The organism is Sphingobacterium sp. GW821-FHT03E03, from assembly GCF_059420745.1.
This window is the reverse complement of sequence record NZ_JBWKUH010000016.1, coordinates 86,873-102,920: the sequence shown is the minus strand read 5'-3', so window position 1 is coordinate 102,920 and position 16,048 is coordinate 86,873. Positions and strand designations below refer to the sequence as shown.

Annotated in this window: 14 protein-coding genes; 12 read left to right on the top strand and 2 right to left on the bottom strand. The window is 40.3% G+C overall.

All coding sequences use genetic code 11. The features are described 5' to 3' along the window. Nucleotides 1-201 precede the first annotated feature (201 nt). The 4 genes from fumC (at nucleotide 202) to AC07UV_RS17320 (ending at nucleotide 4,523) form a co-directional block, all read left to right on the top strand. On the top strand, nucleotides 202-1,599 hold the full coding sequence (fumC, locus tag AC07UV_RS17335) for a class II fumarate hydratase (RefSeq protein WP_120260260.1): 1,398 nt from the start codon (nucleotides 202-204) through the stop codon (nucleotides 1,597-1,599). Nucleotides 1,600-1,602: 3 nt separating this feature from the next. Then, complete coding sequence (locus AC07UV_RS17330; RefSeq protein WP_495184639.1) at nucleotides 1,603-2,133, top strand: fumarate hydratase; 531 nt, start codon at nucleotides 1,603-1,605, stop codon at nucleotides 2,131-2,133. Nucleotides 2,134-2,349: 216 nt separating this feature from the next. Next, nucleotides 2,350-3,501, top strand: coding sequence for an MFS transporter (locus tag AC07UV_RS17325; protein ID WP_282251955.1), 1,152 nt, complete (start codon nucleotides 2,350-2,352; stop codon nucleotides 3,499-3,501). Nucleotides 3,502-3,521: 20 nt separating this feature from the next. Continuing rightward, nucleotides 3,522-4,523 carry an acyltransferase gene (locus AC07UV_RS17320; RefSeq protein ID WP_495184638.1) on the top strand — a complete coding sequence of 334 codons (1,002 nt, stop codon included), beginning with the start codon at nucleotides 3,522-3,524 and terminating at the stop codon, nucleotides 4,521-4,523. Nucleotides 4,524-4,541: 18 nt separating this feature from the next. On the opposite strand, the gene AC07UV_RS17315 is transcribed toward AC07UV_RS17320, so the two are convergent. Then, the gene (locus AC07UV_RS17315; protein WP_495184637.1) at nucleotides 4,542-5,006 is read right to left on the bottom strand and encodes a copper resistance protein NlpE; all 465 of its coding nucleotides are present in this window, start codon (nucleotides 5,004-5,006) and stop codon (nucleotides 4,542-4,544) included. Between the two features lie 293 nt (nucleotides 5,007-5,299). Next, nucleotides 5,300-5,674, bottom strand: coding sequence for a DUF3127 domain-containing protein (locus AC07UV_RS17310; RefSeq protein WP_120260264.1), 375 nt, complete (start codon nucleotides 5,672-5,674; stop codon nucleotides 5,300-5,302). A 77-nt stretch (nucleotides 5,675-5,751) separates the two neighbouring features. Here AC07UV_RS17310 and AC07UV_RS17305 point away from each other — a divergent pair, with 77 nt between their 5' ends. The 8 genes from AC07UV_RS17305 (at nucleotide 5,752) to AC07UV_RS17270 (ending at nucleotide 16,021) form a co-directional block, all read left to right on the top strand. Further along, a complete protein-coding gene (locus AC07UV_RS17305; RefSeq protein ID WP_495184650.1) occupies nucleotides 5,752-6,930 on the top strand; it encodes a THUMP domain-containing class I SAM-dependent RNA methyltransferase in 1,179 nt (392 codons plus the stop codon). Continuing rightward, nucleotides 6,923-7,570 carry an HD domain-containing protein gene (locus AC07UV_RS17300; protein ID WP_223581695.1) on the top strand — a complete coding sequence of 216 codons (648 nt, stop codon included), beginning with the start codon at nucleotides 6,923-6,925 and terminating at the stop codon, nucleotides 7,568-7,570. The genes AC07UV_RS17305 and AC07UV_RS17300 overlap by 8 nt, the downstream gene beginning before the upstream one ends. Before the next feature lie 110 nt (nucleotides 7,571-7,680). Then, the gene (locus tag AC07UV_RS17295; RefSeq protein ID WP_495184636.1) at nucleotides 7,681-8,448 is read left to right on the top strand and encodes a glycerophosphodiester phosphodiesterase; all 768 of its coding nucleotides are present in this window, start codon (nucleotides 7,681-7,683) and stop codon (nucleotides 8,446-8,448) included. A 212-nt stretch (nucleotides 8,449-8,660) separates the two neighbouring features. After that, nucleotides 8,661-9,497, top strand: a complete 837-nt coding sequence (locus AC07UV_RS17290) for an endonuclease/exonuclease/phosphatase family protein (protein WP_495184635.1) — start codon at nucleotides 8,661-8,663, stop codon at nucleotides 9,495-9,497. 244 nt (nucleotides 9,498-9,741) lie between these two features. Continuing rightward, on the top strand, nucleotides 9,742-10,569 hold the full coding sequence (locus AC07UV_RS17285) for a DUF4197 domain-containing protein (protein ID WP_282251948.1): 828 nt from the start codon (nucleotides 9,742-9,744) through the stop codon (nucleotides 10,567-10,569). 161 nt (nucleotides 10,570-10,730) lie between these two features. Continuing rightward, a complete protein-coding gene (gene pepT / locus AC07UV_RS17280; protein WP_495184634.1) occupies nucleotides 10,731-11,993 on the top strand; it encodes a peptidase T in 1,263 nt (420 codons plus the stop codon). A gap of 27 nt (nucleotides 11,994-12,020) precedes the next feature. Beyond that, complete coding sequence (locus tag AC07UV_RS17275) at nucleotides 12,021-12,584, top strand: nitroreductase family protein (protein ID WP_120260269.1); 564 nt, start codon at nucleotides 12,021-12,023, stop codon at nucleotides 12,582-12,584. A 263-nt stretch (nucleotides 12,585-12,847) separates the two neighbouring features. Beyond that, on the top strand, nucleotides 12,848-16,021 hold the full coding sequence (locus AC07UV_RS17270; protein WP_495184633.1) for a TonB-dependent receptor: 3,174 nt from the start codon (nucleotides 12,848-12,850) through the stop codon (nucleotides 16,019-16,021). Nucleotides 16,022-16,048: the final 27 nt, after the last annotated feature.

Genomic DNA, 16,048 nt, shown 5'->3' with positions numbered 1-16,048 from the left:
TAGCTTTTAATTTTTATTTCTCAGCTGTGAGAAGTAAAATCTTGGTTATACAAGACGATGGCTTACTAATTGTTTCAATTTTTGATTTTTACCTTTTAATTTTTACTTTTTACTGTATTATCCGTTAACTTTGTGATCGATGTGTTTTGTGCTTTTGCACAGATACTGATTAATTTTTACGTTTTATTTATACAAAACAATATGTCATTCAGAATTGAAAAAGATACGATGGGTGAAGTTCAAGTACCTGCAGATAAATACTGGGGTGCACAAACAGAACGTTCACGCAACAACTTCAAAATCGGACCGGCAGCTTCTATGCCACATGAGATCGTTGCAGGTTTTGCTTACTTGAAAAAAGCAGCAGCGTATGCAAACCACGAATTAGGTGTATTACCTGTTGAAAAACGTGATGCCATTGCCGCTGTATGTGATGAGATCCTAGCGGGTAAACTAGACGATCAATTTCCATTGGTTATCTGGCAAACTGGTTCCGGAACACAATCCAACATGAATGTAAATGAAGTTGTGGCAAATCGTGCCCAAGTATTGGCTGGACATAAGATTGGCGAAGGAGAACCTGTATTAAAAGCTAATGATGATGTAAACAAATCACAGTCATCAAATGATACGTTCCCTACTGGAATGCATATTGCAGCTTATAAAGCTGTTGCCGAAGTAACTATTCCAGGTGTTGAAAAACTACGTGATACGCTGGCTAAAAAAGCTGAAGAGTTCAAGAATGTTGTTAAAATCGGTCGTACACACTTAATGGATGCGACACCATTGACATTAGGTCAGGAGATTTCTGGCTATGTGGCACAATTAAACCATGGTCTAAAAGCACTAAGAAATACACTTTCACATCTATCTGAGGTAGCACTAGGCGGCACTGCTGTAGGGACTGGTTTAAACACACCTACTGGTTATGATGTTGTTGTTGCAAAATACATCGCTGAATTTACAGGTCTTCCATTTGTTACTGCGGAGAACAAATTTGAAGCTTTGGCAGCACACGATGCCATCGTAGAGACACATGGTGCATTGAAACAATTGGCCGTAGCATTGAATAAAATTGCCAACGACATCCGTATGTTAGCTTCTGGTCCTCGTTCAGGTATTGGTGAAATCCTTATTCCAGAAAACGAACCGGGATCATCTATTATGCCAGGTAAAGTGAATCCTACACAATGTGAAGCGTTAACAATGGTCGCTGCCCAAGTTATGGGGAACGATGTTGCTATCACCATTGGTGGTACACAAGGACATTATGAGTTGAATGTATTTAAACCATTGATGGCAGCTAATTTCTTACAGTCTGCACGTTTATTGGGTGATGCTTGTATTTCTTTTGAGGAGCACTGTGCCGCAGGTATAGAGCCTAACTACAAACGCATCAAAGAATTGGTTGACAACTCATTGATGTTGGTAACTGCGTTAAATACGAAAATTGGTTATTACAAAGCTGCTGAAATTGCACAAACGGCGCATAAAAACGGAACTACACTTAAAGAAGAAGCAGTACGTTTGGGCTATGTGACTCCGGAAGATTTTGATGCTTGGGTAAAACCTGAAGAAATGGTTGGAAGTTTAAAATAAGCTGTGGCAATAATTTCAATAAAAAATATATCATCAAAAACATACCTATTGGCTCTTGCCATAGGTATGTTTTTCTTTTTTACCGCCTGCAAATTTAATTCAGATATGCAGGGTGAAGGAGCTTCGTTTTTACAGGGCGAGTGGGTACAGGATAGTATTCCGGGGCAGCAGCAGATGATGCAGTATACATTGGCTGAATTTAAGTTTACCTGTGATTCGGTTTATGCGACAATGCATGTGAACAACAAAGTACAGACTATCCCTGATAGTTGTTATAAAAACGGTTCCTGGACAGAGCATGCCAAAGGTATTTATGTGCTGCGTGGTGATTCGGTTATCGTAGACGGAATATACACCAAAGAAAATGGCAAGCAAAAGATCTCAGGTTGTTATCTTTCGGGTCAATATATCCCACGTTTTAAAGTTGTCTATCATTCTGCGGACTCCGTTGTACTAGAGAGTCGATTTGACCAACGTCCTATTGTCCTTAGAAAGATCAAAGATATTACCTGCGTACCTAAAAAGAGATATTAGTATTTAGACTTTACTTGTTCAAGCCAGCGGCTTATGAGCACTGTCTTTAATACTTGCTCCTTAATCTTTGTTCTCTATGCAATCCTTTGGTGATCTACTTCAACATTATCTTGATCGATTGGCTCGTCCAAAGGGATTATGACATCGATGTATAAATCAACATGTAATAACCCGTTTTTTATTTTTACTTTTGACTATCAACTTCCAACCATCCATATGAACAAAGGAATTATTGCCTTAGCTTTTGGGGGACTTGCCATCGGGATGACCGAATTTACGATGATGGGTATTCTGCCTGATATTGCTAAGGATCTGCATATCGAAATCCCTACTGCGGCTCACCTTATTGCCCTGTATGCGCTCGGTGTAGTTGTAGGTGCTCCTACGTTAGTCTTATTCACGGGTAAATATCCTCCAAAAAAGGTTTTACTCTTTTTGATGTTACTATTTTTTATTTTCAATGGCTTATTCAGTATTGCACCTGGACAGTTTTTGATCAGTCTTTCGCGTTTTATGGCTGGACTTCCACACGGAGCATTCTTTGGCGTAGGATCTGTTGTTGCAGCCAAGCTTGCACCGAAAGGCAAAGAGGCTCAGGCCATCTCGATCATGTTTACGGGCATGACTATTGCGAACCTCGCCGGAGTCCCATTAGGAACCTATCTTGGCCATCATTATTCCTGGCGACTAACTTACGGCATTATCAGTATACTGGGACTGGTTACCTTTGCAGCAATATATGCCTGGATGCCGAAAATTGAGGCTTCCAAAGGAAATAATATATTCAATCAGCTCAGCTTTTTCAACAAAAAGATTGCTTGGTTATTAATGGCGATTATTGCTATCGGCACAGGTGGGTTGTTTGCCTGGATCAGTTATATTGCTCCCTTGGCAACTAAAGTTTCTGGCGTTCCAGCTGACCGGGTACCACTGATTATGATTTTGATAGGTGTTGGTATGTTTTTCGGAAATCTGATCGGCGGGAAATTGGCAGACACCATTTCACCAACAAAAGCAGCTATCGCGAGTTTCTCGGCTATGGCGCTCTGTTTGGTCATGGTCTATTTTGTTTCGCCGCTAGGCTGGACAGCGTATCCCTTGGCTTTTATTACTGGCTTGGTTTCTTTTACTATCGGTTCACCAACCCAGCTGATGTTGATCCGGGCTTCGAAAGATTCCGCAACATTAGCCGCAGCAGGCGGACAGGCTGCTTTTAATCTCGGCAATACACTTGGTGCATTTTTAGGGGGCATTCCCATCACCATGGGATTAGCCTACAATACCCCTTCCCTAGTAGGTGTAGGTATGGCAAGCATCGGCGCTTTGTTGGCCTTGATGTACCTCAAGGTCTATGACAATAAACGTTAACACATAAAAAAACGATTCCAATGGCCCGAAGTAGTTATATCAGTGTACTGCGTATCATAGCAATCTTTTTGATTATTCTAATCCACTCCTCTTCGGGCTATTTAAATAGTAATGATTTTGATTCTTTTGATTGGGATTATGCCAATTGGATCAACAGCTTTTCACGCTTTGCAGTCCCACTTTTTGTCATCATTTCCGGTGCATTACTCTTGCAAAGAGATGAAGATACAGGCACATTCTACAAAAAGCGTCTGTCTAAAATTATTCCGCCATTTGTCTTTTGGACCATCGTCTACCTGATCTATTATTTTATCCGTTATATTGATTTTGAGTATGTTGGTTTTCCACAAGTTATCAACATTATGTTAATTCGCTTAAAGTCAGGAAGCAACGCACATCTATGGTACCTTTACATGCTTATTGGACTCTATCTAGCAATACCTTTTTTGCGAAAAATGATCCGGAACTGTTCAAAAAGAGAGATTGAGATTTTCTTATGCCTGTGGTTTGCTTCACTGTTTTTCAGCAACAAATGGTTTAATGCATATCTTCCGAATTTTGACCTAACTTTCTTTACGGGCTACATGGGTTATCTCGTCTTAGGTTACTATCTCTACAATCATCCACTCCCCCAGTTAAGATGGTCTAGCCTCCCCTTCTTTATAGGTTGTTGTCTGATTACGGGTTGGGGGACTTATTATCTCAGTCTGGAAAAAGGCGAATTTGACCCTACATTGTATAATTATCTTTCACCCAATATTGCATTAAGTGCAGGCTTTTTATTTGTATTTATTCAATGTCTAAAACTCCCAGAACGGCTGAATGCATTCTGGGAATTCATCGACATCCATAGTTTTGGCATCTATCTAAGCCATATCTTGTTTTTGAATTATATTCATCCACTGCTATCATTATCGACACTTTGGAAAATACCGGTAGCAGCAATTCTCACCTTACTTTCCAGTGCTTTACTGACGTATTGCTTGCGGAAGATCCCATTTGGGAAATATGTGAGTGGTTAATTCGATTTGATCCAGCTATTATTTTTCGCCTTCGACCTTATTGTAAATATAGCGATCCGCATTGGGACCATCGATCTCTTTGCCTTCCTGATCCAGTCCGATCAGTCTATTTTCACCTACCTTTAATTTCATATTCGTTTCTTTACCTGTCAGGTGTACAACAGAACCATTGTCATGCCACATGACTTTACCTGAATCTTCAACTTTGGTGTTCTTATTGATATATTCACTTACAATAGAGAAAGTATTGTCATTTTTTAAGGTAATATTCGTTTTGATACCTTCACAATCCGCACAGGGAATGGTTGCTTCATATTTACCGGGCCAGTCCAACGAATTTTGAGATGTATGGACGGTATCCGCTGTCATCGTTGTATGATCGGACGAATCTGTTGCTACCACCTGTTGATTTTCCTTTTTTGTTTGATTACATGCGCTTAAAGAAAGTGCTGCCAGGCAAATAAATAATACTGATGATTTCATAATCTGCTGTTTTGATTTAAATATACCCGATATCAAGCAATTTCGGCGCCAAGAAAATAACTTATGTAATTCAAAAAATTGCACTCCGTAAAATAACGAGAGGTATCAAAAGCGTACTGCGAAGCAGCTGGGTATCGAATAAGGGCGAGCAGACCGAGTCGGAATGTGCGCAAAATAAAAAGGACTGTCCAAACTGGGCAGTCCAATCTATATGATATACTGTAAGGCAAAATACGACACACAATGCATGTATAGTAGGTTATGCCGACAGGATTTGAACGTCTTATTTCAGACTAGAATGGCAAATCATCATCATCTGATGAACCAGACAAATCTACAGGAGCAGGCATATCAGCATAACCTGGAGTAGATGGTGCTGGAGCAGCATTTCCTAGTTTTGTTACACGCCATGCAACCAATGAATTGAAATATGTCGTTACGCCATCTTTATTTGTCCAAGGACGACCACGAAGATTAAAAGATACCTCTACCTCTTCGCCAATAGCTAGGTTATCAAAAATTGAAGTTCTGTCTTGTGTTGATTCAAAACGGATATACTCAACAAATTGTGGGTTTTCGGCATAAGCTACAATCATATCACGTTTTTTGAATGATTCTGTCACTTGTTGTGTCGCTCCTATCTCGTGTACTTTTCCTCTAATTTCCATAATCAAAAAAATAAATATTAAAGCGTAAAATTAAGCAATTTTTGAGGAAGAGTTTAATTAACTTTGTACAAAATATGATGGAAGTTTTCAACACCCCCAATAAAGTTATCATTACGTGCAATAAACGCTTATCGCCGTATTTGCAACAGGAAGTTAAAGAGTTAGGTTTTGACATCGTCAGAGCATTTCCTACTGGAGTCGAATTGAAAGTCAGCGTAAATGATACGATCAAGCTCAATCTGAACTTGCGTACCGCCTCGCAGATTCTATATTCGTTAAAGGAATTTTCAGCGAACAATCCTACTGAGCTTTATGAAGAGCTGAGCACGATTGCTTGGGAAGAGCTCATTCAATTCGATGGTTATTTCTCTGTGAGTTCCAATGTGGACAATGAAACAATTAGTACGCCTTTATTTGCGAATGTCAAAGTAAAAGATGCGATTGTAGATCGTATTAAAGAAAAAAAAGGTATGCGTCCGAATTCAGGACCGGAAAACAACAAAGCTGTGGTTCACCTCTATTGGAAGGATGACCGTGCTGAAATTTTCATTGACACCTCTGGAGAAACGCTAGCCAAACATGGTTACCGTAAGATTCCGGGCAAGGCACCCATGCTGGAAGCCTTAGCAGCCTCAACAATTATTGCATCAAAATGGGATGGCGAATCCGCCTTTGTCAATCCGATGTGTGGATCGGGAACATTGGCCATTGAAGCAGCATTGATTGCAACCAATAGAAAACCAGGACTACTGCGTATGAATTATTCATTCATGCATTTCATCGGTTACGATGAAACTGTTTTCTTCCAGGAACGTCGCCTGTTAAAAGATCAGATCAATAAAAAAGCAGCTCCTCAAATTATTGCTACGGATATCTCCGAAGAAGCAATAAATGTTTCCAAGATGAATGCCCGCACTGCTGGAGTGGAACAATTAATTTCATTTGAAGTATGCGATTTTGCGGAAACGCACGTTCCTAAAGAAGGAGGTGTCATCTTATTCAATCCAGAATACGGTGAACGTTTAGGTACGCATACCAAGTTGGAGATTACCTACAAACGTATGGGTGATTTTATGAAACAGGAATGCAAAGGTTATAGAGGCTATATATTTACCGGAAATCCGGATCTTGCAAAGAAAATTGGACTCCGTGCGTCCAGACGTATAGAATTTTATAACGGTAAATTAGATTGTAGATTATTAGAATACGAATTATACGAGGGTACTCGCGAAAAAACAAAAGTATTGTATGAATAACATTATTGAACGCACAGTCGCATTTGTGCAAGATCGTTTGAAATTTGCAGAAGCAGGCCATGATTGGTCGCATATTCAACGCGTATGGAACAATACGAAGTTAATTTTAGAAGATGAAGAAGCTGATGTCATGGTCTGCGAATTAGCAGCGCTCCTGCATGACATTGCGGACAGCAAATTCCATGACGGTGACGAAACAATTGGCCCTCGCGTTGCCGGAGAGTTTTTGGCAAGTCTAGAAATTTCTCCTGAAATCATTGACCATGTCAAAAAAATCATCTTTAACATGTCTTTCAAAGCAAGTTTGGGTGAAGTTTCTTTCCATTCCAAAGAGATGGAAATTGTACAGGATGCCGATCGTTTGGACGCCATCGGTGCAATAGGTATTGCGCGTGCATTTAGTTTCGGCGGAAATAAAGGCCGTGAAATGTACAACCCCAACATTCCGGTACAGGAATATAAAGATAAAGAAGCTTACAAACATTCTGAAGCTCCGACAATCAACCACTTCTATGAGAAGCTGCTGTTGTTGAAAGATAAAATGAATACACAGGCCGCAAAAAGAATTGCGGAACACCGTCACCAATATATGCTTGGATTCTTGGACGAGTTCATGGCAGAATGGAATGGTAAAAAATAAATTACAGTTAACAATAACTAAACATAAAAGTGGTACTTTAGATCTTGTGAATCAGGATAAAAAGTACCACTTTTTTTATACTGTAAAAATCAGCTTTCAAACTAACACATATGAAAAAACACATTTTTAGCTGTCTGACGTTGGCTATGGTCATTTCATCGGCAACACTATTTGCACAGACCAAAGCAATTGCACATCGTGGCGTGTGGAAAAACAGCCATCTTCCTCAAAATTCCATCGCTTCTTTAAAAGCCGCACATGAACTTAAACTCTTTGGATCTGAGTTTGATGTACACCTCACCAAAGACAATATTCTTGTCGTCAACCACGACAATGATTTCTATGGTATTGACATCGCAACAGCAACATACACAGAACTCCTGGCAAAAAAACACCCGAATGGGGAATCTATCCCAACATTGGAAGAGTATATCAAAGCAGGAAAAAAACTAAAGGGCTTACGTCTGATCCTGGAGTTAAAAACCAACAAACTGGGTGTAGAACGGACACTGGAGGCAGCTACAAAGTCCGTTGAAATGGTAAAAACTCTAAAAGCAGAGAAAATAACAGATTATATCGCATTCAGTTTTGAGGCATGTCAAAAGATTCATGAGCTCGCTCCAAAAGCAAATATCCAATACCTTAATGGGGATAAATCACCGGCTGATGTGAATGCTGCAGGAATCAATGGCCTAGACTACCATTTTTCGGTCTTCAAAAAGAATGCAAGTTGGCTACAGGAAGCCCATCAATTGGGTCTGAAAGTGAATGCCTGGACAGTCAATACAGAAGAAGAAATGAGCAATCTCATTGGACAAAAGATCGATTTCATCACAACGGATGAACCCGAGCTCTTGCTTCAAGTATTGAAAAAATAATTAAATAAATAACAAAAACGGAATACTGCACATCTTTATATTAATGAGGTAACTATTCCTAAACTAATTATTCAAATGAAACCGTCATGATTTATTCAATCACACTAGGGATTGAATAATCGAGTAAAGCGAGCTCATGAATGCCGCTTAAAACATGTACTCGATGAATAAATCTGATAGCTTTCTCACAACTGAAGAACAAAATAATATAGATGAAAAAATACTTTATTCTCGCAGCAGCATTATGCTTTTCGTATATCTCCTATGCGCAAGATTTCATTGCAGCTACATACAATATTAGACAAAGAAATACTGTAGATACTGGTAATATGTGGGTTGACCGCAAAGTGCCTTTGACCAATCTGATTAAGTATCATGGTTTTGATATATTCGGTGTTCAGGAAGCCTTTCATGATCAGGTTCAGGATCTAAAAACGTTGCTTCCAGGATTCGACTATGTCGGTGTGGGGCGTGATGACGGCGCACAGGAAGGTGAACACTCTGCAATTTATTACAACACCAATCGGTTCAAAGCCATAAAAAGTGGTACATTCTGGCTTTCTGCAACAGATACCGAACATCCGAACAAGGGTTGGGATGCGGCCTTACCACGTATCTGTACCTGGGGAATTTTTGAAGACAAAGCCAATAAAAAGCGCTTTATCTTTATGAATACCCATTTTGACCATATCGGACGTACAGCCCGCACGGAAAGTGCAAAATTGATCCTGGCCAAGGCAAAAGAATTTGCGAAGGATCTTCCGCTGATCTTAACAGGCGACTTCAATGTAGACGAAAAAGATGAGGCCTATTTTACACTTGCCAAGAGCAATGTCGTCACAGATGTACATGAAGTATCTCCGCTTAAATATGAGCCCAACTCTTCTTTTAATGGTTGGGGAAAGAGCCTAAGAGCCTCTGGTCGGATTGACCATATCTTTATCACCAAACCTTTTCAGGCGAAGAAATATGGTATTTTGACGGATACTTACCTGAGTAAGTTTCCCTCTGACCACTTCCCTGTTGTGACGACACTTTCGTGGAAATAGGCCGTATAAAATTAAAAAAGCAATTTTATTATATAGCGGATAAAACGCCCCAAAAAGGGGCGTTTTATTTTTAAACCTTACCCCTTCCAACAAAGACTGCTGTGACAATGCGCAGCTTTCGTAGCATTAAGGTTGTGGCTTATCTGCTACGGATACGGACAATCTCATGGAAAGAACAACAGACAATTTAAACTTTTACAAAAATTAACGGTCGATATCCTTAATTTTGACAGCAAAACATATCATGATGAAATTTCCATTACTATATTGTACCCTATTTGTTTCAGGGCTTTTGTTCTCCAACAACAGTGAAGCGCAAATCTTTAAAAAGATCAACGACGCGTTGAATAAAGCAACTCAGAGTCAAACTGACAGCACAAAAAAGACGAATTCGTCAACTGCGAGCTCTTCAACAACGGGTTCTACCAAGTCGAACCCCTTGGCTTCATTATCAAATAAAGATGCTTCATTGGGTATCAAACAAGCTCTAAGCAACGGCCTTAACCTGAGTATTGAGTCTTTGGCAAAAAAAGATGGCTTCTTAGGTGATGCAGCGGTAAAGATTTTAATGCCTGCGGAGGCCCAAAAGGTAGAAAAAACACTTCGTGCAGTCGGCATGGGCAAGCTTTGTGATCAATTTATTCAAAGCATGAACAGAGCCGCTGAGGGTGCAGTAAAAGAAGCCGCTCCGGTATTCGTAAATGCATTGTCTAAAATGACCATCACTGATGCGACCAATATCCTATTGGGAAGCAAGCAAGATGCTGCAACAACATTTTTCAAAACAAATACATCAACCGAATTAACAAACAAGTTTAGTCCAGTCATTCAATCTGCTATGGGTGTAAATAATGTAGACCAATATTGGACGCAATTGACCTCAGCCTATAATAATTTACCGCTAGGCAATAAGGTAGAAACAAACCTGACCGCTTACGTTACTCAAAAGGCTATAGATGGTTTGTTTATCAAAGTAGCTGATCAGGAATCAAAAATCAGAAACAATATCGGCGGAAGCAGAAATACAAATATCTTGCAGAAAGTATTTGGCTACGCCGACGAAAAAAAATAAGCTAAATCTAGGATTAGCCCCAAGAAAGATACAGGAGGTTAGCGAAATATTACCTCTAGTAAACAAGACTTGTCAGTTTATTGACAAGTCTTGTTTGTTTTTGGTCGAAGCCCGTTAGAATTTGTAAATTTGGTCACCCTTATCAAATTAAGGCGATTAGCATGAGCACATTTGAGATTAATAACATAAGTGACTTTTCAGTTTCGGAAAGATTTCAACGCTACGTACAGATTGACACACAATCTGATGTAAATTCACCGACATGTCCATCTACCGAAAAACAGAAAAATTTGGGTAAATTATTGGTAGAAGAACTCTTATCATTGGGCATTTCGGATGCCGCTATGGATGAGAATGGTTACATCTATGCGACCATCCCCTCCAATACGTCCAAGAAAGTTCCAGTTGTCTGTTTCTGCTCTCATATGGACACTTCTCCGGATTCTTCTGGCAAAGATGTAAAACCATTGGTACACCGTAATTACCAAGGACAAGATTTGGTACTTCCAGATGATAATAGCATTGTGATCAAATATGCAGAACATCCCGATTTAGCCAATCAAATCGGAAACGATGTAATTACGGCAAGTGGAACAACGCTTTTAGGAGCGGATGATAAGGCTGGTATCGCTGAAATAATGGATGCTGCACGCCTATTGATGAAACACCCGGAGATTAAACATGGTGATATTAAGATTTTATTCACCCCGGACGAGGAAATCGGCCGTGGGGTTGATAAAGCAGATTTAAAACGTCTGGCGGCAGACTTTGCCTACACCATGGACGGCGAAAAAGCCGGCACGATCGAAGATGAGACATTCTCGGCAGATGGAGCAACTTTAACGATCCATGGCGTCTCCGTGCACCCTGGTTTTGCAAAAGGAAAGATGCAAAGTGCGATTAAAATCGCAAGTGCCATCATCGATGCATTACCGAAAGACAGACTTTCTCCAGAAAGCACCAATAAAAAGGACGGTTTTGTGCACCCAGTGAATATCAGTGGATCGGTGGAGAAGGCAGAGATTCAATTTATCATCCGTGATCATGCAACAGCTAATCTGAAAAAACATGAAGATGAACTGGAAGCAATAGCAAAATCTATTGTTGAGCGCTATCCAAATTGTACCTATATATTCACTGTAAAAGAGCAATACCGCAATATGAAAGAGATCCTTGATAAGTATCCAGAAATTATGGAAATTGGCATGGAAGCTATTACAAGAGCAGGTATGGTCGCAGAAAGAAGAAGTATCCGTGGCGGTACCGATGGATCACGCCTATCATTTATGGGGCTTCCATGTCCTAATATCTTTGCGGGTGGACATGCATTTCATGGGAAGCAAGAATGGGTATCAGCACAAGATATGGAAAAAGCGGTCAAAACAATTTTGCATGTTGTATCTTTATGGGAAGAAAAAGCATAAGTACATTCTAAAATCAACATATTTTTAATGAAAAACGACGTTTTAAAAGCAATACACTACAGAAGATCGGTATTTCAAGCTTCTTTTACTGAAGAAGAAGTAAGCAAAGAGGATATCCTTAGCATTTTGGAAGCAGCTAATGCTGCTCCAACACATAAACGGACACAGCCTTGGCGTTTTGTGATCTTCCGTAAAGAAGGACTTCAACGCTTGGGTACTGAATTATCGCGCATCTATAAATCGGTTACACCAGCGGAGAAATATACGGAAGCGACAGAGATCACCATGGGCAAGAAAGCAACACAATCAAATGTTGCCATTGCGCTTATCGTCAATTATACGGGTGAAGTGCCTGAATGGGAAGAATTGGCTTGTACTGCTGCCGCTGTAGAAAATATGTGGCTCGCTGCACATTCGTTGAATATTGGTGGTTACTGGGCAACACCGGGCTTAATTAATCATTTGGGTGGTTTCCTTAATCTGGAAGAGAACCAAAAATGTATCGGCCTCTTTTACTTAGGACATCATGAATCAGATGCGCGCGAACCTGTACGTACGCCTATCGAAGAAAAAATTCGTTGGGAAGAATAAGGTAGCACAGCTTACCATAAATAGACAAGGGCTCGAATCATTCGGGCCCTTATTGGTTTGTAAGTTTTTCTTTACCAAGGGATATATACTGTTCGCAGCATCTATCAATTCCCCATTAGTATATGCTGTATCTTTATCTTAACATGGCCAATTTTTTTTAAATATTTAATAATACCGACTTAACAGTTTAGCAATACTATACGAATAATTTCGCAACATACTTGTGACAAACACTGATCAACTAAACTAGAAACGAAATTATTATGCAGAAAAACATCATTTGGTTTGTGCTCCTAACCATTATTACGTTTTTTCAAATTCCAAGCAGAAGCTGGGCTCAAGGCACGGAAGCAACCATCACGGGGCGTATCACAGATGGATCTGGACCGGTCAAGGGCAGTTCAGTATCTGTGCGGAATGAATCTACTGGATTTAGACAAACAACTTTGACCAATCAAAATGGGGTATATACCTTTCAGCAGCTGCCCTTAGGCTCTCCATACACCATATCAGTCAATCATGTCGGTTATGCTGAACAAAAGAAAACAGACTATAAATTAAGTTATGGCGATGAGCTTACAGTAGATTTTAGTTTATCTTCTACGGAAACTAAGCTTGACGAAGTAATTGTACAGGGCGCCGCTGCTGACCTTAAAAATAAGATCAAAACGTTAGGTGCCTCTACCGCTATTACGGCAAATGATCTTAAGAAAATGCCTGTAAATGGTCGGAATTTTTCTTCGCTGATCGATCTATCGCCAGTGAGCAGCGGGACGAACCTTGCGGGCCAACGCGCATCTTCGACTAATTTTACGGTAGATGGCATGAACTCGCGCAGTACGGTAGCGGGCGGAAATAGCGGTGGTGCTTATTCAATTTCTATGGAGGCTATTCGCGAATTCAAAGTGGTCACCAACGATTATGATGTCACTTTTGGTCGTAGTGGCGGCGGTAGCATTACGACCGTGACCAAATCAGGAACAAATACCCTGACAGGAAGCGCCTTTACTTTTGCCCGGGCAGATTGGCTTTCCAGTAAGTATAATCTGAATGAAACTCCACGCAAACAGAAATTCTCCACTTATCAATATGGATTTTCGTTGGGGGGGCCAATTATTAAGGATAAAGCCCATTTCTTTGTTACATGGGATCGTCAAATGGATACACGTCCGCTTCAGATCGCTGATATCCAAACAACCGAAGATATTGCACGATACAAAGTTACACAAACGACCTTGGATGATTTCACCCGAATTGCTGTAGGTAAATATGGCGCTAGTGCCGACCGTCTATTTGGCTCCTTTGACAAAAAGAAAAAGACTGATGCCGCGTTCGCTCGAATCGACTGGCAATTAAATGAAAAGAACCTATTGACCATTCGCAATAACTTTGTGTATGACTCCGACAATCAACAGGAAGGGGATAATACGGGAATTAACGCCTATGAATCTTACACCAACAGAAAGTATATAAACAATAGCCTTATGGCTTCTTTGCGTACTTCGATCAGTTCCAAGTTGACAAATGATTTAAAGATCCAGCATTTTTACGAACGCTCTGAAGCACAGCATAATGTTGATGGATTTGACCAGTCACATAGTATTCCCCGCGCGATCGTTGAATCCATCCAATCAGTAGATGGCGCGAATAAATACAACAATTCTATCCAACTCGGTGGTCAACGCTTTTCACCAGAATGGTTCAATGGCAATATGTTGCAGTTGGTCAACAACCTGTATTACAACACGGATAAGATCAAATATACTTTCGGTGCCGATATCATGTATACGAACATGGATTTTCGTTATGGTAGTGAAATGAACGGTCGTTTTTATTTTACAGGTTTACAAAATTTCGATAACCTGACCCCTTATCGCTATGCGCGCGATGTATATATGACCGACCAAGAAAACACTTTGGTCAACAATCTGGCTGTAGGTGTTTATGGGCAGATGGAAGCTAAAATCGCAAGAGGTCTTGACGTAGTCGGCGGCCTACGTCTGGACAACACGAAATACCTCAAGAAAGCTACATTCAACCAGACGGTCTATGACGAATTAGGTCTTTCAACCGACAATGGGATTAACACGTTTCAAATACAGCCTCGTGTGCAATTCAACTGGGATATCAATGAAGAGAGGAAAAATATCATCCGTTTTGGAGCTGGTATATTTGGGTCGGCACTCAACCCATATTCTATGTTAAACAATATGTTGTTTGATGGTTCACGCATTGCTGGCGTAGATATCACGGATCCTACATTAATTCCTAAGCCAAATTTCGCAGGATATCGCAAGGATCCTGACACAGCTCCTGGACGTGAACTACTGGACAATCCAAAGATCGAAAAACTTGTCACAATCAATACCAATAGCAAGGATGTGAAAGTGCCGACTGTATATAAAGCCAATATTTCCATCAATCATTTCTTCACACCTTCGCTACGCATCGGTTTAAGTGCTTACGGTACTTGGGGACGCAACAACTATATGTATGTAGATCGCAACATGGTGGAGAACCCTTATTTTAGGTTGTCTGCCGAGGATAACCGTGGCGTATATGTTCCTGCGTCAAGCATCAATACCACAAACGGGGCAGCCAACTGGACCAATAGCCGTAAGACCAAACAGGTTGGTCGGGTATTGGAAATGAATAGTGATGGAAAAAACAATTCGTATACCCTAGTATTGGACGGAACTTATCGTTACTACAAGGATGGACAAATCACGATGTCTTATACTTGGAATGATACAAAAGACAATACCTCGTATAATGGTAATGTTGCCAATACTGCTACCCTCTCCCTAATGGTCAAAGACGATCCTCGCAACTTAAGTACAATGTCGTACTCGGATAATCAATTCCGTCATAAAGTCGTGTTCTATGGAACAATGCCCTCTTTATGGGGTGTTTCTATGGGTCTACGCTTCAGCGGAATTGCTGGAACACGTTATTCATTAGCTGTCAATGGAAATGTCAATGGGGACTTTGTAAATTCCAATGATCTTGCTTTTATCTACGATCCCAACAACAAAAACACCCCGGAATATATCAAAAACGGTATTCAAGCAATCCTGGACGATCCAAATGCTGAGAAAAGCATCAAAAACTACATCAATGGCAATTTGGGTCAAGTAGCAGAACGTAATGGGGGGATCAATGGTTTCTATGGCGTATTTGACCTGCATTTGGCAAAGAATGTAAAGTTCTATAAAAATCATGGACTTGAAGCCTCTATTGATATCTTCAATGTAGCCAACCTCCTGAAAAAAAGCTGGGGTGTAGGACACAACTTGGGCAAACAAAATCTTTATGCGATCAAGAGTTTCGATGCAGCCAATCAGCAATATATTTATAATATGAGCTCAGGCGTTGGTGTATCCAATTTAAACGGTAATCCTTTTCAAATTCAACTTGGGTTGAGGTATGCATTTTAAGAATGGATAATGTTGTCAAAAAAATGA